Source organism: Streptomyces tagetis (assembly GCF_018069565.1).
GTDB lineage: Bacteria > Actinomycetota > Actinomycetes > Streptomycetales > Streptomycetaceae > Streptomyces > Streptomyces tagetis.
Genome location: NZ_JAGPNL010000007.1, coordinates 163,417 through 187,751 on the forward strand (window position 1 = coordinate 163,417; position 24,335 = coordinate 187,751).

At 73.6% G+C, this 24,335-nt stretch carries 20 protein-coding genes and 1 tRNA gene; 10 read left to right on the forward strand and 11 right to left on the reverse strand.

All coding sequences use genetic code 11. From position 1 onward, the window contains the following. Positions 1 to 73: 73 nt before the first annotated feature. From J5Y05_RS23345 to J5Y05_RS23355, 3 genes are all read right to left on the reverse strand, one after another. A tRNA-Arg gene (locus J5Y05_RS23345) sits at positions 74 to 146 on the reverse strand. A gap of 133 nt (positions 147 to 279) precedes the next feature. Next, a complete protein-coding gene (locus J5Y05_RS23350; RefSeq protein ID WP_210875016.1) occupies positions 280 to 2,424 on the reverse strand; it encodes a tetratricopeptide repeat protein in 2,145 nt (714 codons plus the stop codon). Next, the gene (locus J5Y05_RS23355) at positions 2,421 to 2,831 is read right to left on the reverse strand and encodes a hypothetical protein (protein WP_210875017.1); all 411 of its coding nucleotides are present in this window, start codon (positions 2,829 to 2,831) and stop codon (positions 2,421 to 2,423) included. Before J5Y05_RS23355 ends, J5Y05_RS23350 begins: the two co-directional genes overlap by 4 nt. A gap of 232 nt (positions 2,832 to 3,063) precedes the next feature. Between J5Y05_RS23355 and J5Y05_RS23360 the strand changes: the two genes are divergently transcribed. Further along, entirely contained in the window at positions 3,064 to 3,333 is a 270-nt protein-coding gene (locus J5Y05_RS23360) for a hypothetical protein (protein ID WP_210875210.1), read from the forward strand. After that, complete coding sequence (locus tag J5Y05_RS23365; RefSeq protein ID WP_210875018.1) at positions 3,326 to 3,943, forward strand: DUF6879 family protein; 618 nt, start codon at positions 3,326 to 3,328, stop codon at positions 3,941 to 3,943. Before J5Y05_RS23360 ends, J5Y05_RS23365 begins: the two co-directional genes overlap by 8 nt. Positions 3,944 to 3,955: 12 nt before the next feature. Here the strand turns inward: J5Y05_RS23365 and J5Y05_RS23370 are convergent, their stop codons facing one another. The 4 genes from J5Y05_RS23370 to J5Y05_RS23385 form a co-directional block, all read right to left on the reverse strand. Continuing rightward, a complete protein-coding gene (locus J5Y05_RS23370; RefSeq protein WP_210875019.1) occupies positions 3,956 to 4,555 on the reverse strand; it encodes a TetR/AcrR family transcriptional regulator in 600 nt (199 codons plus the stop codon). Between the two features lie 121 nt (positions 4,556 to 4,676). After that, positions 4,677 to 5,681, reverse strand: a complete 1,005-nt coding sequence (locus J5Y05_RS32490; RefSeq protein WP_210875020.1) for a DsbA family protein — start codon at positions 5,679 to 5,681, stop codon at positions 4,677 to 4,679. 57 nt (positions 5,682 to 5,738) lie between these two features. Next, complete coding sequence (locus J5Y05_RS23380) at positions 5,739 to 7,448, reverse strand: IclR family transcriptional regulator domain-containing protein (RefSeq protein WP_210875021.1); 1,710 nt, start codon at positions 7,446 to 7,448, stop codon at positions 5,739 to 5,741. A gap of 49 nt (positions 7,449 to 7,497) precedes the next feature. Beyond that, positions 7,498 to 8,796: a M6 family metalloprotease domain-containing protein gene (locus tag J5Y05_RS23385; RefSeq protein ID WP_210875022.1), complete on the reverse strand. Its 1,299-nt coding sequence runs from the start codon at positions 8,794 to 8,796 to the stop codon at positions 7,498 to 7,500. A gap of 572 nt (positions 8,797 to 9,368) precedes the next feature. Here J5Y05_RS23385 and J5Y05_RS23390 point away from each other — a divergent pair. Continuing rightward, on the forward strand, positions 9,369 to 10,040 hold the full coding sequence (locus J5Y05_RS23390; RefSeq protein ID WP_210875023.1) for a TetR/AcrR family transcriptional regulator: 672 nt from the start codon (positions 9,369 to 9,371) through the stop codon (positions 10,038 to 10,040). 263 nt (positions 10,041 to 10,303) lie between these two features. Then, positions 10,304 to 11,842, forward strand: a complete 1,539-nt coding sequence (locus J5Y05_RS23395; protein WP_210875024.1) for an MFS transporter — start codon at positions 10,304 to 10,306, stop codon at positions 11,840 to 11,842. A 42-nt stretch (positions 11,843 to 11,884) separates the two neighbouring features. Here the strand turns inward: J5Y05_RS23395 and J5Y05_RS23400 are convergent, their stop codons facing one another. Further along, complete coding sequence (locus J5Y05_RS23400; RefSeq protein ID WP_210875025.1) at positions 11,885 to 12,400, reverse strand: MarR family winged helix-turn-helix transcriptional regulator; 516 nt, start codon at positions 12,398 to 12,400, stop codon at positions 11,885 to 11,887. A 155-nt stretch (positions 12,401 to 12,555) separates the two neighbouring features. On the opposite strand from J5Y05_RS23400, the gene J5Y05_RS23405 reads away from it, so the two are divergent. The 6 genes from J5Y05_RS23405 to J5Y05_RS23430 all read left to right on the forward strand — a co-directional run bounded on the left by J5Y05_RS23405 (position 12,556) and on the right by J5Y05_RS23430 (position 20,766). Beyond that, positions 12,556 to 13,341, forward strand: a complete 786-nt coding sequence (locus J5Y05_RS23405; protein WP_210875026.1) for a dioxygenase family protein — start codon at positions 12,556 to 12,558, stop codon at positions 13,339 to 13,341. Between the two features lie 477 nt (positions 13,342 to 13,818). Continuing rightward, a complete protein-coding gene (locus tag J5Y05_RS23410) occupies positions 13,819 to 14,817 on the forward strand; it encodes a sigma-70 family RNA polymerase sigma factor (RefSeq protein ID WP_210875027.1) in 999 nt (332 codons plus the stop codon). A gap of 947 nt (positions 14,818 to 15,764) precedes the next feature. Continuing rightward, positions 15,765 to 16,403, forward strand: coding sequence for a TetR/AcrR family transcriptional regulator (locus J5Y05_RS23415; RefSeq protein WP_210875211.1), 639 nt, complete (start codon positions 15,765 to 15,767; stop codon positions 16,401 to 16,403). Positions 16,404 to 16,737: 334 nt separating this feature from the next. Next, positions 16,738 to 17,499, forward strand: coding sequence for a DeoR/GlpR family DNA-binding transcription regulator (locus tag J5Y05_RS23420; protein WP_210875028.1), 762 nt, complete (start codon positions 16,738 to 16,740; stop codon positions 17,497 to 17,499). Further along, on the forward strand, positions 17,496 to 18,443 hold the full coding sequence (pfkB, locus tag J5Y05_RS23425) for a 1-phosphofructokinase (protein WP_210875029.1): 948 nt from the start codon (positions 17,496 to 17,498) through the stop codon (positions 18,441 to 18,443). Before J5Y05_RS23420 ends, pfkB begins: the two co-directional genes overlap by 4 nt. Before the next feature lie 175 nt (positions 18,444 to 18,618). Then, positions 18,619 to 20,766: a PTS fructose transporter subunit IIABC gene (locus J5Y05_RS23430; RefSeq protein WP_210875030.1), complete on the forward strand. Its 2,148-nt coding sequence runs from the start codon at positions 18,619 to 18,621 to the stop codon at positions 20,764 to 20,766. Between the two features lie 176 nt (positions 20,767 to 20,942). On the opposite strand, the gene J5Y05_RS23435 is transcribed toward J5Y05_RS23430, so the two are convergent. The 3 genes from J5Y05_RS23435 to J5Y05_RS23445 form a co-directional block, all read right to left on the reverse strand. Next, a complete protein-coding gene (locus J5Y05_RS23435) occupies positions 20,943 to 21,689 on the reverse strand; it encodes a DUF6227 family protein (protein WP_210875031.1) in 747 nt (248 codons plus the stop codon). 244 nt (positions 21,690 to 21,933) lie between these two features. Next, positions 21,934 to 22,998 (reverse strand): P1 family peptidase, encoded by a 1,065-nt coding sequence (locus tag J5Y05_RS23440; protein WP_210875032.1) that lies wholly within the window; start codon positions 22,996 to 22,998, stop codon positions 21,934 to 21,936. Between the two features lie 39 nt (positions 22,999 to 23,037). Further along, complete coding sequence (locus J5Y05_RS23445) at positions 23,038 to 24,306, reverse strand: low temperature requirement protein A (protein ID WP_210875033.1); 1,269 nt, start codon at positions 24,304 to 24,306, stop codon at positions 23,038 to 23,040. Positions 24,307 to 24,335: the final 29 nt, after the last annotated feature.

Consider the following 24,335-nt stretch of genomic DNA (forward strand, 5'->3'; position numbering starts at 1 on the left):
CGGACGAGGAGTCCGAGGCCGAATAGGGCGCCTCCCTGGAGAGGAAACCCCAGGTCAGCGGCTTACTGCGCTGTGCCCCCGGCAGGATTCGAACCTGCGACACCCGCTTTAGGAGAGCGGTGCTCTATCCCCTGAGCTACGAAGGCGTGGGATGTGTGGGTGCTCCGAGGGATTCGGGCATCCGCACGACGCGCCACCTGGGTGGTGCGCCACGGACAGTCTAGCGGGTGGGGCTGTGCCCCAGGTGTCGTGTGGTGGCTTCGGCGGCGGCCCGGGGTGTCATGGGGCCTCTGGGCGTCCTCGCTCCGATGTCAGGGTGTCGAGCAGGTGGCGGCCGGCGGTGGTGAAGGGGTGGGTGGGGCCCAGGCCGCGTTCTCGTCGGGTCACGACGTCTGTCATCAGCTCGATGGCCGCGTCCAGGTGGCCGCGTGCGGACTGGGTGCGGGCCAGGAGTTGCTGGGCGGAGAGCGTGATCGGGTAGTCGGCGCCGAAGCGGCGTCGGTATGCCTCGGTGACCCGCCGGATCTCCTCTTCGGCCTCCTCGAAGCGGCCCAACTGGTACAGCGCCCAGGCGTGGTTGTGATGGGCGCCCCAGGTCACCGTGTGGTCGGGGCCCAGGGAGCGGACGCAGTCGGCGGGCAGGGAGAGCAGTGTGCCGTCCTCCTCGGTGAGCAGCTCGGGCGGGGTCAGCAGGACCAGCAGGCTGGAGCGGGAGCGCAGGGTCAGGGGGTGGGTGGGGCCGAGGGTTCTTCGGCGGCCGGCGGCGGTGGAGCGCAGGAGCGCCAGGGCCTCGGCGCGGCGGCCGAGGTTGCCGAGGACGAGTTGGAGGCCGTGGGCGCTGTCCAGGGTGTCGGGGTCGTCCGCCCCGAACAGGCGCTCCTGGGCAGCGTGGACGCGTACGAGCAGCGGCTCCGCCTCGGTGTATCGGCCCAGCCGGAAGAGGGCGCGTCCGGCGCGGGAGCGGGCGGCCAGGACGAGGCGGTGCTCGGCGCCGAGGCGGCGTTCGCCGAGGTCCGCAGCCATCCGGGCGGTCTCCCGGGCGGAGAGGTAGTCGCCGGTGCGGTGCAGGGCGGTGGACAGGCGGGTCGCCACGGCAAGCGCGTCGGCGGTCACCGAGGGGGTGCCTGCGCGTCGTAGGAGGGCCAGCGTGTGGGGCACCAGCAGCCGCAGGAGGGGATCGTGGGGGCCGGCGTCGGGCACGGCGGGTACGGCCGCGTCGAGGAGCCGGACCGCTGTGGTGCCGAGGGCCGGCAGCCTGTCCGCCGGCGTCGCCGCCGCGACGCTGTCCAGCAGCACCGCGTGGCTCTGTACGCACCGCACCCCGACGTCGACCAGTTCCGTCAGGGACTGGTCGAGCAGGGCCCTCAGGGCGATTTCGCAGCGGGCCCGGGGCAGGGCTCCGTCGATCTCGGCGCGGTTGAGCAGGGAGAGCGGCAGCGGCTCGGGGGCGAGGCGGGCCAGGAGCCTCAGCAGTGCGGTCGCCTCGGGCAGGCCGCGGGCCTCGAAGGCGTCGAGGGTCAGTTGCCAGGTCAGGCCGACCAGGTGCCGGGGGTCCTCGTCCGACAGGGCATCGGCCCCCTGGTCGATGAGTTCCACCCCCTCCTCGTCCTCCAGGCGGCGCCCGTAGGTCTCCATCGTCCAGGGATCGAGCACCTGTTGGGAGAGGAAGCCGCCCGCCAGCGTGAGGGCGAGCGGCAGCCGGCCGAGCCGTTCCGCGATCTCCGCGGCCTCCTCCCGGGTGCCGCTGTGCGGGGCGAGGTCCTGGAGCACCCGTGCGGCGTCCTCGCGTGGCAGTACGCCGATGTGCTGGAGCTCTGCCCCCGGCCACCAACGGGCGGCCGACCGGCGGGTGGTCACCAGGACCGTGCCGCGCGGGCTGGTCCGCAGCCAACTGCCGTCGCGGAGGATCTCGGGTTCGTCGGCGTTGTCGAGCACCAGCAGCCAGGGCTCGGCGGAGGCGTCGAGGTGCTGCCAGACGAGATCGGCGGCGGGGCGGAGTCCGTTGCGGGCGGCCAGCAGTTCACTGTCGTCGGCGCCCCGGTCGGAGGCGACGGCGAGCATGCCGGCGCGCAGGCTCGCGCGGTCCGAGGCGCTGACCCACAGGCCGACCCGGTCGCCTTCGCGGGTGGCCCGGTGGAAGAAGGTGTACGCGACGGCGGTCTTGCCGCTGCCGCCCATGCCGTACAGGACGTAGACCTCGCCGCACCGGCCCGCCCGCACGCTCGCGTCCAGGCGTCGCAGTACCTCGGTGCGGTCACGCAGGACGGCCGGAGGCCGGCCGACGGCCGGGCGGCGTACCGAGTCGGGGCCGCCGGGCGGGGGCGGCGCGTCGCCGTAGTGGTGGTGTTCGCTGATGTGCTGGTCACCCGAGGTCTGGTAGACCCGGCCGCGGTCCTCGGCGTGGCCGTCCATCGCGCCGGTCATCGTTCGGTGGTGTGCTGGTCTCGTCCGGCCTGGTAGATACGGGCGTGGCCGGAGGCGGTGGCGTGCTGGGTGATCGTGGGACCGGTCGCCGTCGGCGGCTCGATCTCGTCGAGGAGCGCGCGCAGTTCCGCGGCGGCGCCGGGGTGGGCGGTGATCAGCCGCCGCAGCCGTCCTTGCCATTCCCGGCGCAGTTCGCCCAGTGTCTCCTGGTCGTCGGCCTCGTCGGCGGCCAGGGCGTCGTCACGGGTGGCGTCCAATTCGGCGGCGACCGCGTCGGCGCGGTGCGGCTGCATTCTGCGCCACAGCCGCGTGATTCCCTCTCGGGTGCGGTCCCAGGCGTCGGTTGTCATCAACGTGACCAATGTGGCTCCCGCGCTCTGCGCGAGCACTGCCGCCTCCGAGTCCATGGTTCCCCCTGCCTAAACTCTCCGAGTTTTCGGATCATATGTCGAAATGGCTGGTATGGGATGCGCTGTGATGTTGTGCTGTTTCGTGATCATTCATCGTCGCACTCTTGAGCCGGATGGGACAACCAGGGGTCATGGATGTCCTCTTCAGTGTGTCCGCTTATGGCGTGGCGAAGTCGATGTGCGCGACGCTACAGTGATGAACTCTGGCCCGATCTAGGGGGCGATGGAAGTGACCAGACCTTGGGAAGCGGACCCCGCCACGTCATTCAAGCGGCGGCTGGGGAAAACGCCGCAGGAACTGGGGAACACGACCGATAATCCCGACTGCCCCGACATCTGGGAACTGGAGAACGGGGACATCGCTGTCATCGGCCGTGACCTCACGGAACCTCTGGGGCGGAAGTTACCGGCGGGGGTCTCCGTCGGCGCGGACGAACGGCTCGTAGTCATTCCGCGGAACATGTTGGTTGCGGCGAAACAGGACATCCCGAATGTTTGAATCCTTCTCGCGTGGACTTTCCGCATACATGGATCGTCCCACGTATCACGCCGACTTTCGCCAGGTCTACGGGAGCGGGATTCGCCACCTGAACAAGCTCGAACGGGGGCAGGACTTCAAGGAGCGGGGATTCGCCAGTTGGGAGGCGTTCGCCGCCGGCGATTGGGACCGTGCGCTCGCCCTTGTCCAGGAGAAACGCGATGTCTACGCGCGACAGTTCCGCGAAGCGGAACGGCGGGGCATCCTGGAGCGGCGCCTGCGCGTGGTGGAATTCCCGGTGACCCCGTACGTGCAGTGGGAGCTTCACGTCCTGCGTCTGCGGGTGGAATTAGGCGACAACATCAGGGTGCTCGACGCCCGGAAGATCTCCGATATCGAGAAGGACCGCACGGTTCCCGAAGTGGTGATCCTCGGGGACGTCGCCATGTACGAAGTGCTCTATGACGGCGACGGAAACGCGATGGGCGCGAACCGCTTCACCGACCCGGCCCTGATCCGCGAGACATCGGCCGGGTTCGAGGCGCTGTACGAGCGCGGGGAGGCGTTCCCTGACTTCTTCGACCGGGAGATCGCGCCGCTGGGCCCGCCCGTGGTCGCCCACGGGACCTGAGCGCGCACCGGGTCAGGAGTGGGCCCTGAGGAGCGACCAGGCCAGGGCCGCGAGGTCGGCCGGGGTGGCCGGGCCCGGCAGGGTGCCCCGGGACCAGTGGGCGATCAGGGCGACCAGACCGCCGCCGACGAAGTGGGAGCGGGCCGCGGCCTCCGGGCCGGCCTGCTCGCGCCGGGCGTCGCAGCGCCAGGCTTCCGCGAGCCGGCTCCGCAGCCGGGCGGCGCAGCGGGCGCTGCCGTCCTCGCCCAGCATCCGTGCGTACAGCGGGCGGTGCCGGGCGACGTGGGTGAAGAGCGTGACCAGATGGCCCGGCGGAGCGGGATCGGCCGGGTCCGGTCCCGGGGCGCCGCGGCAGGCGCGGACCGCCTCGACCAGGTCGGTCATCGCACTGTCGGCCGCGTCGAGGAGGAGGTCGTCGCGGTCCTTGTAGTGGAGGTAGACCGTCGCCCGGCTGACCTCGGCGCGTTCCGCGATCTCCGCCATGGTGATGGTGTCCGGGTCGCGTTCCGTGGACAGGGCGAGCACGGCCGCGTGCAGCCGCGCGCGGGTGCGGCGGGCCCGGGGATCGTCCGAGGTGGTCCGGGAGACGGGGGTCGGGGCGGTGCCGGGCATGGGCGCGGGTCCTCCGGTCGGGGGGAAGGCGGGCTCAGGGGCTACGCGGGTACGAGGCTGTGGGTCTACGCGGCCACGGATGCGGGGCGATGGGCCCCTACCGCTGCGGGAGGGCCGCCCCTCACGTCCCGTAGGACGGCGTCATCGCCCTCGCCAGGCGCAGGTGGGCCGCCGCCTCCTCGGCGCGGCCCCGGCGTTCGAGGGTGCGGCCGAGCAGCAGGCGGGCGTACGAGTCGTCGGGGACCCGCGTGACCAGCGGACGCAAGATGGCCTCCGCCTGGGCCAGTTGGGCGGAGTGGAAGTAGGCGCGGGCGGCCAGCGTGCGGACCCCGCGGTCCGTCCCCTGCTCGGTCAGGAGCGGGGCGAGCAGGGTGAGGCAGCCCAGCGGGTCGCCCAGGTCCAGGAGGGCTTCCGCCTCGCGGAACCGCCGTACCTCGGCCGGCAGGCTCCGCTCGTCCCCCGTGGCCGCGGCCCGCAGGAACTCCGCGATGGCCTCCGGCGGTTGGGCGCCGGTGAGGGAGCGGCCCGCGACGACGAAGGTCGGCGAGTTGGTGACGCCCCGGGCCTTTCCGGAGAGCAGCAGTTCCCGTACCGCCGTCTCGCCCTCGCCCCGCGCGAGCAGGTCCGGGCCCTCGGGGAAGCCGGCCGCGCGGGCGACGTCGGCCAGGACCTGAGGCGAGCCGATGTCCCGGGCCTCGACGAAGTGGGCCCGCAACAGGGCCCGCGCCACGGCGTCCTGCGTTCCGGGGGCGCCGTGGTCGAGGGCGAGGACCAGCAGGCGGTGCGCGTCGTGGCTGCTGGTGCGCCAGGCCGCGCCCCAGCGGGGGCCGATGCCCTCCTCCGCGGCGATGCGGGAGACGCGGGTCCGGTTCTCGGCCGGGGAGAGGCCGGGGGCGCACTGGCGCAGCGCCTCGTCCACCAGCGGGTCGCGCAGCTCGTCGTCGAGCGGGACCGCCGGGTCGGGCGCCATCGGGTCCACGCGGAACGGACGCCACACCACCTCGGCACCGCCCGCGCCCCGGACCCCCGTCTCCTCCCCGCCCAGGTCGGCGAGGGCGCGTTCCAGTCGGCGCCGGCCGATGTAGGCCCACGCGCACACGACGTCCGCCCAGATCTCGATCACCATACGATCGAGAGTAGGCGACACCTGTCCAGTAAGCGACACCTGTCCAGGTGGCGGTGCTCACGCCGGGGCGACTCCGGTGAACCGTCCGGCCACCCGCAGGTCCGCCTCGATGCCGTCGGCCGTGCGGCGCAGCTCCGGCAGGATCTCCGTGACGCACTCCTCGGGCGTCCGGCGGGCGGCGTGCATCGCCACGTTGACCGCCGCCACCGCCCGGCCCGTACGGTCGCGCACCGGCACCGCGATCGACCGCAGCCCCGCCTCCAACTCCTCGTCGACCAGGGCGTATCCACGCTCCCGCACCTCGTCGAGGAGCCGGGGGAGACCGGCCGCCGGGGCAGGCGGGCGGGCGTCGGCCGGGAGGCCGGCCAGCAGCACCCGGCCGAGCGAGGTCGCGTACGCCGGGAGCCGGGCGCCGATGGCGACGCGGGCGCTCATCACCCGGCCCGCCGAGGCCCGCGCCGTGTACTGGATCTCCTCGCCGGTCTCCGCCAGGACGGCAAGCGAGGCCGATTCGCTCACCCGGTCGGCGAGCGCGGCCAGGTGGGGTTCCGCGATCCGGGGCAGTGAGGTGCGGGACAGCGGCGGGAAGCCGAGGGACAGCACCCCGGGCGTCAGCGCGAAGGTGCGGCCGGGACCCGGCGCGACCAGCCCCGCGTACTCGTACGTGATCAGCGCGCGGCGTGCCGTCGCCCGTGCCAGGCCGGTCGCCTCGGCGACCTGGGTGAGGGTGAGCGCGGAGCGGCCCTCGCCGAACGCGGTCAGCACGGTCAGTCCCCGCGCCAGCGACTCGACGAACTCCCGGCCCAGCTCCTGCTTGGAGGCGCCCGTCCAGATGGCCAGGCCCGCCGGGGCAGGGCCCGGTGACGGCGGCGGGGCGTCGCGCAGCTCGGCCTCCATCGCCCGTACCGCCGTGCGCAGTTCGGGGAGCAGCGTCTCGCGCAGGCCCTGCGCGGTGTGCCGGCTGGTGTGGCTCACCACGTTGGCCACGCACGCCACCCGGCCGGTGCCCGGGTCCCGTACCGGCGCCGAGACGGCGACCAGGCCCGGTTCGATCAGCTCGTCGTCCAACGCCCAGCCACGGGACGCCGCTTCGGCCGCCCGCCGCTCGAACTCCCCGTCCGGCATGGGGGCTTCGCGGGGCGGTACGGCGGGGAAGGTGTGGTCCCTCGGGTCGGCGGCCCTGCGTGCGCGCCAGTGGCGCCAGTCGTCCTCGCTCCACTCGGCGGCGAACAGCGGTCCCGGGGCGGTGCGTTCGGCGGGCAGCAGGTCGCCGATGCGGAAGCTCAGGGACATCGCCCGGCGGCGGGTGGCCTGGTGGATGAAGCGGATGCCGTCCCGGTCGCCGACCGCGAGGGAGACCGACTCGTCCAGGGCGTCCGCGAGGGCGTCGGCGCGGGCGCCGAGCAGGGCGGGCAGGCGCAGGGCGGCCAGGTAGGCGTTGCCCAGCTCCATCAGGCGGGGGGCGAGGGTGACGTCCCGGCCGTCCAGGCGGACGTATCCCATCCGGGCGAGGGTCGCGGTGATCCGGTCGACGGTGGACCGGGCCAGTCCCGTGGCCTTCTCCAGCCCGCTCGCGCTGAGCGTGGCGTCCGCCTCGGTCAGTTCCCGCAGCACGGCGATCCCGCGCAGCAGCGGCGTGACGGCTTCGGCGGGCGTGACACCCCGGGCGGGGGTGGCCGCCTGGGCGCGCGTGAGCGTCGTGGCCGCCTCGGCCGGCGCGGCGGCGCCCTCGTCGCGGGCGGCGTCGTTCGTGGTCTTGGCGGGCATCGGCTCTCCGGTACGGCGGGTGAGGCAGGGCTACGGTAGTCCGGGAGCCTCACCGCCGGGTGACCCGTACCTCGTGGTCGCCCTTGAGGTCCGCCTTCGTCACCTTGATCGTGATGCCCCGGCCCGGGTCCTTGAAGGTCTCGCCCGGGGTGAAGGCGGCGTCGGAGAGTTCGGCGTGGACGTTGGGGCTGCGGGTACAGCCTCCGCTGTTGCGGCGGGAGTCGTAGACCGTCACCGGTCCCATCCCCGTGTCCACGTCCGCGTCGACCCGGTAGATCAGCACGCCGGGCCGGCAGACCGCCTCGTCGTTGCCCTCGCGGGTGCGCAGCTCCACGGCGTACCCGGACTTCCCGTCCAGCGGCACGATGACCAGTTTGTCGCCGCCCTTGCGGGCCAGCGGCGTCAGCGTGTACTCCGTCGAGCCGGGCGCGGAGGCGCAGTGCACCTGGGAGGCGTCCAGCCAGCCGAGCTTCCACTTGTGCCAGCCGAGCAGGTCGTTGTTGGCGCCCCAGTCCTCGCTCATGATGTCCCAGTGGCCGACCGCGCCGCCGCCCTCCTGGGTGTAGAGGTCGGGCAGGCCGAAGACGTGGCCGTTCTCGTGCGGCAGCACCCGGTAGCCGGTGCGGTCGTAGGAACCGGAACCGTCGTCCTGGCGGGAGTAGACGAAGGACGCGTTCGCCACCGGGACGCCGTCGGCCACCGGTGCCTCGGCGTTGCCGGCGAAGGTGACGGACAGGACCGTGTCCAGCGCGGAGGGGCCCGCGTTCGGGGTGACCAGCACGTTGAGCAGGTCGTAGGCGCGGAAGTCCACCTTGGCGTCGGCCACGGAGACGAGGTCCTGGATCAGCTCCCGGTACCCCGGGTCGAAGGGGGCGCCGCGCTCTATGCCGTACTCGGCGAACGGCTTCGGCATCCGCAGCCACTCGGGGAGGGGAGCGTCGGGGCGGTAGTCGAGCCGGCCGTAGGAGCTGGTGGCGAACCACTCGCGGGTCTGCGGGAAGAACTCGGCGTACCGGTCGAGGGCCTTGCCCTCCCCGGGCGCGTCCGAGAAGTCGATCATCAGGTTGAGGGCGCGGACGGTGCCGGTGGAGCGGGAGTAGCCGGCGGCGGTCGGGACGCCCTCGGACATCTGGATCTCGGAGCCGCCGCTGATCAGACAGGGGCCGTGCGCGGAGGTGCGGGAGAGGGTGGCGGGGCCGGGGCCGGCCGTCGTGGTGCCCGGGACGAGGGGGCCGGTGCCGGCCGAGGTGCTGACGGCGAGGGTCAGGAGGGTGACCGCCGCGAGGGCGGCCGGACGGCGAGGGCGTATCCGCCGGCTCGGCGGCTGCACCTGCACCTGCGGCCGCATGCGCACCTCCCGGACCCACGGCAGCCGCACGTCACCGACTGCACCCTTGCGCTCACCCTCTGCCGGGGGGTGCGGGGGCGCGCGTTGGAGGGGCTGAACGTGGGTTACCGGGCGGTAGTCGCCGGTCGGGGGAGTGTCGGGGCGCGGAGGGGGCGGGGGCGGGGTGGGGTGTGATGCGGGTCACTGGAAAGAGGGCGGCGGAGGGGAAATATCCGGGGAACGGTTCCCCGTTTAGACCCGTGTCCGAGTGAAACGGGGATTCCCTCCCCGGATCGCGGGCCGTGGATCGTGGGCCAGGGGTCCGGGGGCCAGGGGTCGCGGGCCAGGGATCGGGGGCCGTGGATCACGAGCCTTACGACCGGCGGACCCGACCTGGCTCGCCGGCCCCACCGGTCAGAGCCCGACAACCCGACAACCCGCCCAGCCGCCGAACCACCGAACCACCGAACCGCCCAGCCACCGAACCGCCAGGCCACCGAACCACCGAACCGCCCAGCCACCGAACCGCCAAGCCACCCAGCCACCGGGTCACCGAGCCACCGAGACCCCCGCATCATCCGAGGAGCAGCCCCGTGTCGACCGCCGCACCCGCGCACCGCAAGGCGTCCCGGCCACGCGCCGATGCCCTGCGCAACCGGGAGCGGATCGTCGCCGCCGCCCGGGAGATGTTCGTCGAGTACGGCGCCGACGTGCCGTTCGACGAGGTCGCCCGTCGCGCCGGGGTCGGCAACGCCACGGTGTACCGCAACTTCCCCGACCGTGACGCCCTCGTCCGCGAGGTCGTCTGCTCGGTGATGGACCGTACGGCGCGGGCGGCCCGCTCCGCGCTCGCGGAGACCGGCGACGCCTTCGAGGCGCTGGAACGCTTCGTGCACGCCGCCGCCGACGAGCGGATCAGCGCCCTGTGCCCGATGATCGCCGGCACCTTCGACCAGCACCATCCCGACCTGGAGGCCGCGCGCGAGCGGGTCGAAGGACTCGTCGCGGAGATCATGGAGCGGGCGAGAGAGGCCGGCCGGCTCCGGCCCGACGTGGACGTGGGCGACCTGATGATCGCCGTGGCGCAGCTCAGCCGGCCCCCGGCCGGGACGGACTGCGTCCGCGTCGACCGCTTCGTCCACCGCCATCTCCAGTTGTTCCTGGACGGGCTGCGGGCACCCGCCCGCTCGGTCCTCCCGGGAACCGCCACGACCGTGGCCGACCTGCGCGGCCCCGCCGACTCCTGTCCGCCGAGCCGCCGCTGACCGACCCCGCCGACGGCCGCGTGGCAGACCGCGGGCCGGCCTGACGGGCCTGACCGGCCTGACCCGGCCGACCTGGCTGCCCCGGCCGACCGGACGGCAGCCGCCTGACAGTCCTCCGTCCGGGCCCCGGCAGCCCCTGACCGACGACCTCCGACACCCCTCCGCCGACCGCGCGACACCGTCCAGCCGTTTTATCTGCTTATCGGCGTTTCGCCGCGCTTACCTGTCTCTTTCCGTCACGAAGTCCCGAAGTGGGTACCCCCATGTCAGAAGCAGCCGTCAAGGCCCCCGGCGTCCCGGACGCCGGACGCTGGAAGGCGCTCGTCTTCATCGCGCTGGCCCAGCTCATGGTCGTCCTCGACGCCACCATCGTGAACATCGCCCTGCCCTCCGCCCAGCAGGACCTCGGCATCTCCGACGGCAACCGGCAGTGGGTCGTCACGGCCTACGCCCTCGCCTTCGGCGGGCTGCTGCTCTTCGGCGGGCGCGTCGCCGACCTGTGGGGCCGCCGGCGGGCCTTCCTCGCCGGTCTGGCCGGTTTCGCCGCCGCCTCCGCGCTGGGCGGGGCGGCCACCAACGAGATGATGATGTTCGGCGCCCGCGCCCTCCAGGGCGTCTTCGGCGCCCTGCTCGCGCCCGCCGCGCTCTCCCTGCTCGCCGTGATGTTCACCGACGCCAAGGAACGCGCCAAGGCGTTCGGCATCTACGGGGCGATCGCCGGCGGCGGTGGCGCCGTCGGACTGATCCTCGGCGGATTCCTCACCGAGTACCTGGACTGGCGCTGGACGTTCTACGTCAACATCCCGTTCGCCATCGTCGCGGCGATCGGCGCCTACCTCGTCGTCCACGAGCCGCGCGGCGGCCGGAACCGCTCCCCGCTCGACATCCCCGGCGTGGTCCTCTCCACCCTCGGCCTGGTCGCGCTGGTCTACGGCTTCACCCGCGCCGAGTCCGAGGGCTGGGGCGACCCGGTCACCGTCGGCATGTTCGTCGGCGCCGCCGTGCTGCTGCTCGCCTTCGTGGCGGTCGAGTCGCGGGTGAAGGCACCGCTGCTGCCGCTGCGCGTGATCACCCAGCGCAGCCGCGCCGGGATCTACCTCTCCCTCGGTCTCGCCGTCATCGGCATGTTCGGCCTGTTCCTCTTCCTGACCTACTACCTCCAGGTGGTGAAGGGCTACACGCCGGTCCGCACGGGCTTCGCGTTCCTGCCGATGGTCGCGGGCATGATCACGGGCTCCACCCAGATCGGCGCCCGGCTGATGACCCGGGTCGCGCCCCGGCTGCTGATGGGCCCCGGCTTCCTGGTCGCCGCCCTCGCCATGCTGCTGCTGACCCGGATGGAGATCGACTCCTCGTACACCTCCGTACTGCTGCCCGCGATGCTGCTGCTCGGGCTCGGCATGGGCACGGCGTTCATGCCGGCCATGTCCCTGGCGACCCAGGGCGTGGAGCCGCGCGACGCGGGGGTCGCGTCCGCCATGGTCAACACCTCCCAGCAGGTGGGCGGCGCGATCGGCACCGCCCTGCTCAACACCATCGCCGCCTCGGCCACCACGTCCTACGTCGCGGACCGGATCGGCGGCGCCGGCTCCGAGCCGCAGCGGCAACTGGTCCGGCTGGAGGGCATGGTGCACGGCTACACCAGCGCCATCTGGTTCGCCGTCGGCATCCTGGTCACCGCGGCCCTGATCGCCCTCACGCTCGTCGACGCGGGCCGTCCGGGCCGCGGTGCCGTCGCGGGCTCCGGCGGTCCGGCCGGCGCGGCCGAGGGCGAGCCGGCGGTGCCGGTGGTCGCCCACTGATCCACGGCGCCGGCCCGCCCGGGGCCGCGAGGAACGTTTTGTTCAGCGCAGCCAGGGCAGGTCGGCGCCGGTCCCGCCCGGTTCCAGTCCCTCGGCGACGATCCGCATGATCTCGCCGAGGGACTTCTGTTGTTCCGGGGTGAGCCGGTCGAACACGGCCTGGCGTACGGCGTCCACGTGCCCCGGCGCGGTCCGGGCGAGCACCTCGTACCCCTCGTCCGTGAGCACGGCGAACTGGCCCCGCTTGTCGGAGGGGCAGTCCTCGCGGCGCACCCAGCCGTTCTTCTCCAGGCGGGCGACGGCGTGCGAGAGGCGGGAGCGGGTGATCTTCGCGTACCGGGCCAGCTCCGTCATCCGCAGCCGCCGCCGGGGCGACTCGCCGAGCTTGACGAGGAGCCCGTAGTAGACGTGCGGCATGCCGGCGTCGCGCTGGAGCTGGCGGTCGAGGTGGTCTTCCAGGAGGGTGCTGGCCTGGATGTAGGAGCGCCAGACGTGCTGTTCCTCGGCGGTCAGCCAGCGCGGTTCCTGGCCGGGAGGGTTTCCGGGTGCCCTGTTCATGCGTCCACTCTACGAGACAGCTCCTTGAACGTTAAACAAAACCGGCGTACTCTCGGGGTATAGCTTGAGAATTCAAGTAATCCGTATGAGGGGGTCACGGCTGTACGTCCCGTACGCGCCGTACGCCCCGTACGTCCGAGGAGGGAGTCGCCGCCATGTCCGCCGCCACCCAGGAGCGCATGCCCGCCCTGTACCTGAGTCACGGTGCCCCGCCGCTCGCCGACGACCCCGTCTGGCCCGGCGAACTCGCCGCCTGGTCCGCCGGCCTGCCGCGCCCGCGCGCGATCCTCGTCGTATCCGCCCACTGGGAGGAGGCGCCCCTCGCCCTCGGCGCCACCCGGACCGTCCCGCTCGTCTACGACTTCTGGGGCTTCCCCGAGCACTACTACGGCGTGCGCTACGAGGCCCCCGGCGCCCCCGGACTCGCCGATTCGGTGCGCAAGCTGCTGCGCGCCCCCGGCACCCCCGTGCAGGACGTCCCCGACCGGGGGCTCGACCACGGCGCCTACGTCCCGCTGGTCGAGATGTACCCGGACGCCGACATCCCGGTCCTCCAGGTCTCGATGCCGACCCTCGACCCGGTACGGCTCATGGAGATCGGCCGCAGGCTGGCGCCGCTGCGCGACGAGGGCGTGCTGATCATCGGCTCCGGCTTCTTCACCCACAACCTGGCCGCCCTGCGCCAGGCCGGGGTGCCGTCCTGGTCCGCCGAGTTCGACGACTGGGGCCGGCGCGCGCTGGAGGACGGGGACGTCGACGGGCTGCTGGACTTCGCCCACAAGTCCCCGGCGGGGCTGCTGGCCCACCCGCGCACCGAGCACTTCGCCCCGCTCTTCGTGACGATGGGCGCGGCGGACGCGGCCGGTGAGCTGGACCTGCGGCGGTCGGTGATCGACGGCTTCTGGATGGGGCTGGCCAAGCGGTCGGTGCAGTTCGGCTGAGTGCCGACACGCGGTGGGGCGGGCCGGGTGCCCCGCCGCCCGCGTTCCGCCGTCGGGCGGTGGTTCCGGCAACCTCTCGGCGGCGGGAACCGTCTGGTGGGGCAGGAGCGTTCTCGTGGCGAGGCGTCCGGCCGTGGGGGGGAGGCCGTGGGGGAGGGGTGCCGGAGCACGTGACGGGAGTCTCATCGGGGGCTCCGCCCCGGGGCCGGCGGGTCGCGGGAGTATCGCACATCCGCCGTCTGACCTGGCCGTCCGCCCCTTCCGGTGAGGGTGCCGGACGCCTGCGGTTCGACAGGGTACTGCATGATCAGAAAAATCGGGGGGCGGGTTGGGAATTCTGTCCGGATTCCAGTCGTTGTTTCCATCGGATGCAGGGCACCCGAGGAGAGTTCCGGAGCAGAGCAGACCGGAGGCGTTCCGCACAGTGCCCCACGTCCGAAGGACCACCCGCTGAACCACCATCGCAAGGGAGCACGCATGGCAACCCGTGCCGTCGCCCGTCGTCAGTCCGCCACCGGCCGGACCAGCGGCGCGGCAACCAGCGTCCGCGCGAACGGCGGCGAACTCGCCGACCGCGATCTGGTCGGCATGTACCTCGACGAGATCGCCCGGACCCCGCTGCTCGACGCCGCCAAGGAAGTCGAGCTGTCCCAGACGATCGAGGCGGGTGTGTTCGCACGGCAGATACTCGCAGGCTACGAGGAGACCGGGACCGACGCCACCCGTGAGGAACTCCAGGCGCTGGAGAGGGAGGGCGAGCGCGCGAAGGACGTGTTCATCCGCTCCAACCTCCGCCTGGTCGTCGCGGTCGCGCGCCGCTACCCCCGCAGCGGTCTGCCGCTCCTCGACCTCATCCAGGAGGGCAACGCCGGCCTGGTCCGCGCGGTCGAGAAGTTCGACTACCGCAAGGGCTTCAAGTTCTCGACGTACGCCACCTGGTGGATTCGCCAGGCCATCACCCGGTCCATCGCCGACCAGTCCCGCACCATCCGGCTCCCCGTCCACCTCGTCGAGGAGCTGGGCCGCATCCGGCGCGTGCAGCGCGAGTTCAACCGGGAGCACGGCCGTGAGCCGGAGCCCGCGGAGATCGCCGCCGAGCTGGGCTCCACGCCGGAGCGCGTCGTCGACGTGCTCGACTGGGCCCGCGACCCGGTCTCGCTGAACATGGCGGTGGACGACGAGGGCGAGACCCAGTTCGGCGACCTGCTGGAGGACACCTCCGCCGTCTCGCCCGAGCAGTCGGTGCTGACGCTCCTGCGCAGCGAGGAACTGGACGACCTGATCGGCCGCCTGGAGCCGCGCACGGCCTCGATCATCAAGATGCGCTACGGCATCGACGACGGCCGGGAGCGCACCCTGACCGAGGTCGGCAAGGAACACGGACTCACCCGCGAACGCATCCGCCAGATCGAGAAGCACGCGCTGCTGGAGCTGAAGAAGCTGGCCCACGACACCGGCTTCGAAGCCGCCGCGTGACCACGGCCGCCACGGCCTGACGGGTGCCCGGAAGGGCATCCGAACATGGCCGTGTAACGCCGCTTCAACCGGCCGGGGCCCGGGAACAAGAACTCCGGGCCCTCCGATTCGACCCGAACCGAACCCTTCCGATCCCCTCAGGTCCCCTCAGATCCGATCCCCTCAGATCCGTTCCGTGGGGATCGATCCGGGTCATGGGCCGGACACGGCCCGAAGACCCGAGCCGCCCTGCCCGTGCACCCCGCCCCTGCGGGTGCGCCCGTACACCTGGCGAGCACACCCGAGTACGCCGGCACGCGCCGGAAGCGCCTGATGAGCACGCCCGTAAGCCTGAGCGACCGATCCACCCGTACGCGCCCGCCCGACCGTTCCGTCCCGCGCCCGGCCCCCGAGCCCGTGGGCGCCGGGCCCCGGCCGGGCGCGCGAACCTCACGACCACCCGGACTTCCGGACACCCCGAACCACGTCCCGACGTACTCCCCCCCGGCGCCGGGACTTCCCCGAGCCGGGCCGCGGTGCCCCTCCCCCTGGGCACGGCGGCCCGGCTCTTTTCGTGCGTATTTCCGGCACGAACGGCGAGGTGACGGGGGCCGCGGGGGCGGCGGGCGGGTGGAAGGCGGGGCACCCCGGACCTGAACCCCGGGGTGGCCCGCCGGATGGCAGATTCTGCCACAGGGGCATAGCCTGCCGACGTGAGGACCACCCGCGCGACCCACCCCACCACCGGTCCGCAAAGCGAAACCGTCACTGATCCGGAGCCCGCCGGCGGTCCGGAGCCCGTCACCGGTCCGGGGCCCGTCACCGGTCCGGGGCCCGTCACCGGTCCGGGGCCCGTCACCGGTCCGGGGCCCGCCGGCGGTCCGGAAGCCGCCACCGCCACCGCCACCGTCACCGCGCCCGGACCCCGGGCCCCGTCGCTGGCCGAGCGGCGCAAGGCCGAGACCCGGATGGAGATCGCCCGCGTCGCGGCCCGTCTCTTCGTGGGGCAGGGGTTGCGGGCCACCCGCGCCGAGGACATCGCCAAGGCGGCCGGTGTCGCGCCGCGCACCTTCTACCGGTATTTCGCCACCAAGGAAGAGGCCGTCGCCCCCCTCTACGCCCTGGGCGCGCAGCGCTGGGCGGAGGCGGTGCGCACGGCGCCGGCCGAACTGTCCCCGCCGCAGGCCCTCGCGCACGCCGCCCGGCACGCCCTCACGCCCGGCGCCGGTGTCTCGGCGTCCTCCTGGAAGTGGGCCGGCGCCCTGATCCGCCTCGCCGAGGAGAGCCCGGCGCTGCGCAGGGTGTGGGCCGACGTCTGCCACACCGCCGAACGCACCCTCGCGCAGGCCCTGGCCGCGCGGCCGGCGCGGGGTGACGACAACGTTGCCGCGCGCCTCGCGGACTCCCCGCGACTGCGCTTCGCCGCCGCCACCGCGAGCGGTGCGGTCCGGGTCGCCGTCGAGCACTGGGCGTCCGCTCCCGAGGCGACGCCGGGCCCCCTGGACGCGGCCCTGCGCAACCTGGAGGTGCTGCGGCACTTCCCCTGGGAGGAGTGGGGGAGCGGGGAGGACGGCGGGGACGGCGGGGACGGCACCCGGAGGGCGTAGCCGACACCGCCGTTCCGGTACTGCCCTGCCGTTCCCCGTGTGACTTCCTGCCCATCGACGGCCTTCGCGTGCGGCTTCCTGTCCGATTGTTGCCGATTCCCGTCGTTTGCGTACCGCCTGGTCCTGCCCGGTCATGCCCAGTCCTGCCCTGCTCCGCGCTGTCCCGTCCGTGTTGGCGCGGCCCGCGCGGGGCGTTGTCCTGCCCGGAGATCGCCGTGCCCACTCGTGCCCGATTGGGTCCGTTCACTTCTGTTTACGTATTTACTTTCCGGAAAATGGGACGTACTCTCCCAGTGAAGTCACAGGTTCGGGCACAAGTCGGAGGTGAAGGGGCATGTACGCACCCGAGCGACAGCAGGAGATCCTCCGGCTCGCCCGGGACGGCGGCCGGGTCGACGTGGTGTCGCTGGCCGAGGAGTTCCAGGTCACCGCGGAGACCATCCGCCGCGACCTGAAGGCCCTCGACCGCGCCGGGCTGCTCCGCCGGGTGCACGGCGGCGCCATTCCGGCCGGACGCCTCGACTTCGAGCCGGACCTCGCCGAGCGCGAGACCACCGCCGCCGACGAGAAGGACCGGATCGCCAAGGCCGCCCTGGCCGAGGTGCCCGCCGAGGGCACGATGATCCTCGACGCCGGTTCCACGGTGGCCCGGCTGGCCTCCGCCCTGCCGCCCGAGGCGGCGCTCACCGTCGTCACCCACAGCCTGCCCATCGCCGCCCGCCTCGCCGACCACCCCGGCATCCAGCTCCATCTGGTCGGCGGACGCGTCCGGCACCGTACCCGCGCCGCCGTGGACGCCTGGGCCCTGCGCGCCTACAGCGAGATCCGCGCCGACGTGGTGCTCCTCGCGGCCAACGGTTTCTCCGCCGAGCACGGGCTGACCACCCCCGACCTCGCCGAGGCCGCGGTCAAGCGGGCCGCCGTCGCCTCCGCCCGCCGGGTCGTCCTGCTCGCCGACTCCTCCAAGCACGGCCAGGAGCACTTCGCCCGCTTCGGCGGCCTGGGCGACGTGGACCTGCTGATCACCGACAGCGGGCTGAGCCCGGAAGACGCCACCGCCATCGAGCGCGACGGCACGGAAGTGGTACGAGCATGATCCTCACCGTCACCCCCAACCCCTCCCTGGACCGCACCTACGAGGTGCCCTCCCTCGACCGGGGCGAAGTGGTCCGGGCCACCGGGGAGCGCGTCGACCCGGGCGGCAAGGGCGTCAACGTCTCGCGCGCGGTCACCGCCGCCGGCCGGCGCACGGTCGCCGTCCTGCCGCTGGGCGGAGCACCGGGCGCCCTCGTCGCCGACCTGCTCGACGCGCAGGGCATCGAGGTCGCGCCGGTGCCGATCACCGGGGCGACCCGCTCGAACATCGCCCTCGCCGAGGCCGACGGCGTCCTGACGAAGATCAACGCCCCCGGCCCCGAACTCACCGAGGCCGAACGGGAACTGCTCCTCGACACCGTCCGCCGCCAGTCCCACGACGCCGACTGGATCGCCTGCTGCGGCAGCCTCCCGCGCGGCCTGGCCCCCTCCTGGTACGCCGAGCTGGTCGCGCGGGCGCACACCGCCGGGGTCCGTATCGCCCTCGACACCTCCGGGCCGGCACTGCGCCAGGCGCTGGGCGAGCGCCCCGACGTGGTCAAGCCCAACGCCGAGGAACTCGCCGAGGTCGTCGGCCGTCCGCTCGCCACCATCGGCGACGCGGTCAAGGCCGCCGAGGAACTGCGCGAACTGGGCGCGGTCGCCGTCCTGGCCAGCCTCGGGGCCGACGGGCAACTGCTCGTGTCCGACACCGGCACCTGGTACGGCAGCGCCCGCGTGGACGCCGTACGCAGCAACGTCGGCGCGGGGGACTCCTCCCTCGCCGGTTTCCTCGTCGCCGGGGGCGCCGGCCCGCAGGCCCTCGCCTCCGCCGTCGCCCACGGCGCCGCCGCGGTGCAGCTCCCCGGCAGCGTGATGCCGACGCCGGCCGATCTGGACCCGGCCGCGGTGACCGTCACGGCCCGCGTCCCCGTCGACCGTCCGCTGACGGAGCCGGTGCCATGAGCCGACGGACCCTGGACCGGTCCCGGTCCGCCCCCGTGACCCTTGCCTCCCCCCTGTCCCTCCCCGATCCCGGCGCCCCGGCCGGGGCCCGCCCCGTCCCCCACCGCAGTACCCCCGTCCCCACCCCCGCCCACCACCCCACGTTCCGGGCGATACGCGAGCGAAGGAGCCCGCGATGAGCGAGATGATCACCGCGGACCTGGTCGACCTCGACCTGTCCGCCGACACGAAGGAAGCGGCGGCACGTGCCCTCGCCGAACGGATGGTGGCCCAGGGCCGCGTGAGCGACCTGGAGGGCTTCCTCGCCGACGTCGCGGCCCGGGAGGCGCAGATGCCGACCGGCCTCGACGGCGGCATCGGCATCCCGCACTGCCGCAGCGAGCACGCCACCGAGCCCACGCTCGCCTTCGGGCGCAGCGCGCGCGGCATCGACTTCGGAGCGGCGGACGGTCCGGCCGACCTGATCTTCCTGATCGCCGCGCCGGCGGGCGCGGACGACGCCCACCTGACGATCCTCTCCTCGCTGGCCCGGCAGTTGATGAACGCCGACTTCACCTCCGCGCTGCGGTCGGTGGACGACGCGGAGGCCGCCGCGGCCCTGATCCGCGGCGACGAGTCCCCGGCGACGGAACCGTCCCCGGCCGGGGGCGCGGAGGGCACGGGAGACGCCGCAGGCTCCGCCTCCGGTGCCTCCGAGGACTCCGTGGCGGGGCCGGCGGCGGCCTCCGCGGGCCCCGCCACGGCCACCACCGCCGCACCCGGGAAGGGCGAGAACGGCCCGAGCGCCGGGACCGCCGAGGTTGCGTCCGCGGGCGCCGGGCGTCCGTTCCGTATCGTCGCCGTCACCTCCTGCCCCACCGGCATCGCGCACACCTACATGGCGGCCGAGTCGCTGGAGAAGGCGGGCCGCGAGGCGGGCGTCGAGGTCGTCGTCGAGACGCAGGGCTCGGCCGGCTTCACCCGGCTCGACCCGGCGGTGATCGATGCCGCGGACGGCGTGATCTTCGCCCACGACGTGCCGGTGCGCGACAAGGAGCGCTTCGCCGGCAAGCCCACCGTCGACACCGGCGTCAAGGCCGGCATCAACCGGCCCGGCGAACTGATCGCCGAGGTCCGCGACAAGGCCGCGCGCGGCGAGGTCACCTCGGCCGCCGCCCCGGGCACCACGCCCGTCGAGCGCACCGGCGAGGGCGGCGAGGGCTACGGCACCAAGCTCCGCAAGTGGCTGATGTCCGGCGTCAGTTACATGGTCCCGTTCGTCGCCGCGGGTGGTCTGCTCATCGCCCTCGGCTTCGCCATCGGCGGCTACGAGGTCGACAAGGCCCCGTCCGTGATGGAGCACTTCGCCTGGTTGCAGGCGGACAGTTGGGCGGCGCTGCTCTTCCAGATCGGCGGCGTGGCCTTCGGCTTCCTCGTGCCGGTCCTGGCCGGTTACATCGCCTACGGCATGGCCGACCGGCCCGGTATCGTGCCCGGCTTCGTCGGCGGTTCGATCGCGCTCACCATCAACGCCGGTTTCCTCGGCGGTCTGGCGGCCGGTCTGATCGCCGGTGCGGTGGTGATGGCGATCCAACGGCTGCGTATCCCGGCGGCGTTGCGCGGCATCATGCCGGTGGTCGTGATCCCGCTGATCTCCTCGGCGATCGTCGGCTTCCTGATGTTCGTGGTGATCGGCAAGCCCATCGCCTCCGCGCAGCAGGGCATGACCGACTGGCTCAACGGCCTCTCCGGCGCCAACGCGGTCCTGCTCGGCGCGCTGCTCGGCCTGATGATGTGCTTCGACCTCGGCGGGCCCGTCAACAAGGTCGCCTACACCTTCGCCACGGCCGGCATCGCGGTCTCCAGCCCGAGCGACTCGGCGATGAAGATCATGGCGGCGGTCATGGCGGCCGGCATGGTCCCGCCGCTGGCGATGGCCCTGGCCACCACCGTGCGCGGCAAGCTCTTCAACGCCACCGAGCGCGAGAACGGCAAGGCCGCCTGGGTGCTCGGCGCCTCCTTCATCTCCGAGGGAGCCATCCCGTTCGCCGCGGCCGACCCGCTGCGCGTGATCCCCGCCTCCATGGTGGGCGGCGCCCTCACCGGGTCGCTGTCGATGGCCTTCGGCGCGACGCTGCGCGCCCCGCACGGCGGCATCTTCGTGGTCCCGCTGATCGGCAACCCGCTGCTCTACCTGGTCGCCATCGCCGCCGGCGTCTGCGTCACCACCGGCCTGGTGGTCCTCCTCAAGGGCCTGCGCCGCAGCACCCCCGCCGTCGCCCCGGGCGCCGGGGACGCGGCGGCCGACCCGGCCCGCGAGGCCCAGCAGCCGGTCACCGTGTGACACCCGGCGCCTGATGGCACGGCTGGACCGGCACGGCGACATCGGTACAGCCACACCGGCGCAGCCACACCGGCACGGTCACAGGCGCCGACACGGATACGGCTCCGGGCCGGGACCCTTTCGAGGGCCCGGCCCGGAGCCGTTCGCCGTCACGTACGGGCGGGGCGCCGGCAGCCTCAGATGACCCGGGCCGCGCGCCGCTCCATCGTCCGCCGGGCCACGTCCTCGCTGACGTACACCTCGCACATGTGGCGCCCGTCGGGCGTCGCCGTGTGCTCGACCTCCCACAGGGAGATCTCGACACCGTCGCCCAGCAGGAAGGCGTGCTCGTAGAGCGAGATGCTGAGCCGGCCCCGGCCCGCGCGGCCGGGTCCGCCGAACGCCTGCGTGATCCGGTGCGCCGACGCCGTGGCCAGCAGGGCCGCGATCTCCGGACCCGGACGGTCCGCGTTCTCCGCACGGCGCAGCAGCCGGCGCGCGTGATCCGCCGATCCGTCGGACACGTACGTGTGCCGGGGCGCCGGGACCGGCGACAACCGCACCGGCAGCGGCAGCTCGAAACCGGGTGAGTCCGGCGGCAGCGCCAGCCGGGCGGTGGCGGCGCGCGCCTCCTCCTCGTCGACGTACACCTCGTGCTGCGGGGCGCCGTGCGGCGCGGTGTTGTGGACCAGCTCCCAGAGGGTGAGCGCCGAACCGTCCGCCAGCAGCCACGTGTGCCGGTACGTCTCCCGGTGCAGACCCGCGCTGTGGTGCGCGGAGTGCAGCGAGTCGTCGTACGCCAGCGCGCCCTCCACCCGCCGCACCGTCTCGTCGGGCAGCTCGAACGAGTTCAGCGCGCGGCCGAGCAGTCGCGCGAGGTGCTCCTCCGGAGACTCGGGCGACTCGGGTGGTTCGTACGCTGCCGTGTCGTACGGAACGCTCAAGGTTTCTCCCGGCGTTGCTGCATGTCACCTTGTGGGTGCATACCGTAGCCCCTCGGTCGGACGTCGTACCCCGGAACCGGGAAAACGCCTGCTCGAAAAACGCGCCGCCCACGCGAAAAGTTTCCGCGGGACCCGATGGACCGTCAAAAAACCCTGCCGGCACCCCTCTTGGATTGCCCTACAGCATGCCCCGTTCCCGGCCCGGCACTCCTCCCCGCCGCTTCGCGGGCCCCGGGCCCGTCCGCTACGGGGCCTCGCCCGCGCGGTCGCCGGCCCCGTCGCCCGCGCCGTAGAGCAGCCCGTACGACGGCCAGGCGCCGCCCGGTCCCTCCACCGGGGCGGCGGCCCGTACGGCGCGCACGATCGCCCGCGTCACCACGTCGGCGCCCGCCGCCAGCACCTCGTTCAGCGCGAGCGGCTGCCCGGCCTCCAGCGGGCGCCGCCCGGTCGCCAGGGTGAAGACCGTGTCCCCGTCGGTGAGCAGGTGCACCGGGCGGACGGCGCGCGCGATGCCGTCGTGCGCCGTGCCGGCCAGCTTCTGGGCCTGCGCCCGCGACAGGTCCGCGTCCGTGACGACCACGGCGAGGGTGGTGTTGAGCGGGGGAGGGGCGTTGAGCGCCGCGACCTCGTCCAGGCGCCGCCGCGCCGCCTCGTGCACCTCCCGCGCCGGGTACGTCACCCGCCGCCCCGCGAACAGCTCCCCGTACAGCACGCCGGTCTCCGGGTCCAGCGCGGACCCCGCCGCGTTGGCCACCACCAGCGCCGCCACCGTGATCCCCGAGTCCAGCACCGTGCTCGCCGTGCCGACCCCGCCCTTCAGGGTCCCGGCCACGGCTCCCGTACCGGCCCCGACGCACCCCTCGGCCACGGGGGCGCCGGGCGCGCTCGCGTGGGCGGCCTCCACCGCCGCCCGCCCGGTGGCCGCGTCCGGCCGGGCCCGGAAGTCGCCGCCGCGCCCCAGGTCGAAGACGCAGGCGGCGGGTACCACCGGCACCACGTGCGCCGGGTCCGGCCCGACGCGAATCCCGCGCCCCCTCTCCTCCAGCCACGACATCACCCCGGACGCCGCGTCCAGCCCGTAGGCGCTGCCGCCAGTCAGGACGACCGCCTCGACCCTCTGCACCACGTTGCGCGGGTCCAGGGCGTCGGTCTCCTTGGTGCCGGGACCGCCGCCGCGCACGTCCACGGCGGCGACCGCGCCGCCCTCCGGCGCGAGCACCACCGTGGTGCCCGTGAGCCATCCGTCACCGCTGCGCGTCGCATGTCCGACCCGCACGCCCGCCACGTCCGTCACCGCGTCCACTGTCATGCCGACAGTGTCGTCCAGCGGGCCGCGTCCCCGCCGGTATCAGGCGGCCGGCGCCGCCGGGCCCCGGCGCGCGGCGCCCCGGCGGGCGCTCAGCACCACCTCGGACGCCACCGCGACGGCCAGCACGACCCCGGCCGCGAGCACCGCCAGGTCCCCGAGGAAGGTGCAGCAGATCACCAGCAACGCGGCCATGGGCAGCACCACTTGCTGGGAGATGCCGGCCTTGAAGTGGCGCGAGTGCAGCACCCACACCGTGAGCAGGTACAGCGCCGTCGGCAGCGTCACCGCGGCGGACGCCGCCAGGGCCGAGACGTGTTCCTTGCCGACCGCGTGGTCCACGGCCACCTCCAGCCCCGCGCCGATCGCCGCCGCCGAGGCGAACACCAGGTAGTGGCCGTACCCCCACAGGAACGCCTCCCGGCTGGACCGCAGCCGGCCGTGGATGGGCACCCCGAAGTAGATCCACCAGGCGGCGAAGACGATCAGCAGCCCGCCCACCGCGATGGGCAGCACCTCGTGCAGCGCGTCGTGCTCGTCGATGCCCGACTTCACCGCCACCGTGGCCGCGGCGATGGTCTCGCCGAGCACGATGATCGTGAACAGGCCGTACCGCTCCGCGACGTGGTGCGGATGCCAGGAGGAGGGGTGCCGCCACTCCGCGATCAGCGGCACGCACATCTCCAGCAGCGCCATCACCAGGAACAGCCACAGCCGGCCGCCCTGCGGCAGGAGCACCAGGCCGAGCCATCCGATCTGGCAGACCAGCACCCCGACCGCGTATCTGCGGGCCATCAGGCGCTCCGCGGGCGCCGCGCCGCGGGCCGCCCGCAGCCACTGCGCCGACATGGCGATCCGCATGATGACGTAGCCCAGCCAGACCGCCAGGAAGTCGTGGCCGGCGAAGGCCCGGGAGATCCCGGCCGCCAGCACCAGCACGCCCGCGATCTGCACCAGGGTCATGACCCGGTAGAGCACGTCGTCGTTGTCGTAGGCGGAGGCGAACCAGGTGAAGTTCATCCAGGCCCACCAGATGGCGAAGAAGACCATCGCGTAGTTGAGGATGCCCTCGCCGGTGTGCCCCTCGGAGACCGCGTGCACCAACTGGGCGCCCGCCTGGGCGACGGCCACGACGAAGCACAGGTCGAAGAGGAGTTCCAGCGGGGAGGAGACCCGGTGCGGCTCGTGCCGGTCCCGTGCGGTGAGCGGGCGCAGCGGGCGGTGACCGCCGGCCGATCCAGATGGGCCGGACGGGCCGGACGGGCCCGGGGAGCCGGGCGGGGTGGCGGCGGGCGGGGGACCGGACGTCATGACTCCCAGCACAGCAGACGGGGAGCGGA

Coding starts and splice junctions, on each gene's coding strand:
- pfkB (WP_210875029.1), top strand. CDS start 17,496: ATGATCCTCACCGTCACCCCCAACCCCTCCCTGGACCGCACCTACGAG.
- J5Y05_RS23380 (WP_210875021.1), bottom strand. CDS start 7,448: ATGCCCGCCAAGACCACGAACGACGCCGCCCGCGACGAGGGCGCCGCC.
- J5Y05_RS23400 (WP_210875025.1), bottom strand. CDS start 12,400: ATGAACAGGGCACCCGGAAACCCTCCCGGCCAGGAACCGCGCTGGCTG.
- J5Y05_RS32490 (WP_210875020.1), bottom strand. CDS start 5,681: ATGGTGATCGAGATCTGGGCGGACGTCGTGTGCGCGTGGGCCTACATC.
- J5Y05_RS23420 (WP_210875028.1), top strand. CDS start 16,738: ATGTACGCACCCGAGCGACAGCAGGAGATCCTCCGGCTCGCCCGGGAC.
- J5Y05_RS23445 (WP_210875033.1), bottom strand. CDS start 24,306: ATGACGTCCGGTCCCCCGCCCGCCGCCACCCCGCCCGGCTCCCCGGGC.
- J5Y05_RS23440 (WP_210875032.1), bottom strand. CDS start 22,998: ATGACAGTGGACGCGGTGACGGACGTGGCGGGCGTGCGGGTCGGACAT.
- J5Y05_RS23395 (WP_210875024.1), top strand. CDS start 10,304: ATGTCAGAAGCAGCCGTCAAGGCCCCCGGCGTCCCGGACGCCGGACGC.
- J5Y05_RS23370 (WP_210875019.1), bottom strand. CDS start 4,555: ATGCCCGGCACCGCCCCGACCCCCGTCTCCCGGACCACCTCGGACGAT.
- J5Y05_RS23365 (WP_210875018.1), top strand. CDS start 3,326: ATGTTTGAATCCTTCTCGCGTGGACTTTCCGCATACATGGATCGTCCC.
- J5Y05_RS23430 (WP_210875030.1), top strand. CDS start 18,619: ATGAGCGAGATGATCACCGCGGACCTGGTCGACCTCGACCTGTCCGCC.
- J5Y05_RS23415 (WP_210875211.1), top strand. CDS start 15,765: ATGGAGATCGCCCGCGTCGCGGCCCGTCTCTTCGTGGGGCAGGGGTTG.
- J5Y05_RS23350 (WP_210875016.1), bottom strand. CDS start 2,424: ATGACCGGCGCGATGGACGGCCACGCCGAGGACCGCGGCCGGGTCTAC.
- J5Y05_RS23385 (WP_210875022.1), bottom strand. CDS start 8,796: ATGCGGCCGCAGGTGCAGGTGCAGCCGCCGAGCCGGCGGATACGCCCT.
- J5Y05_RS23355 (WP_210875017.1), bottom strand. CDS start 2,831: ATGGACTCGGAGGCGGCAGTGCTCGCGCAGAGCGCGGGAGCCACATTG.
- J5Y05_RS23405 (WP_210875026.1), top strand. CDS start 12,556: ATGTCCGCCGCCACCCAGGAGCGCATGCCCGCCCTGTACCTGAGTCAC.
- J5Y05_RS23410 (WP_210875027.1), top strand. CDS start 13,819: ATGGCAACCCGTGCCGTCGCCCGTCGTCAGTCCGCCACCGGCCGGACC.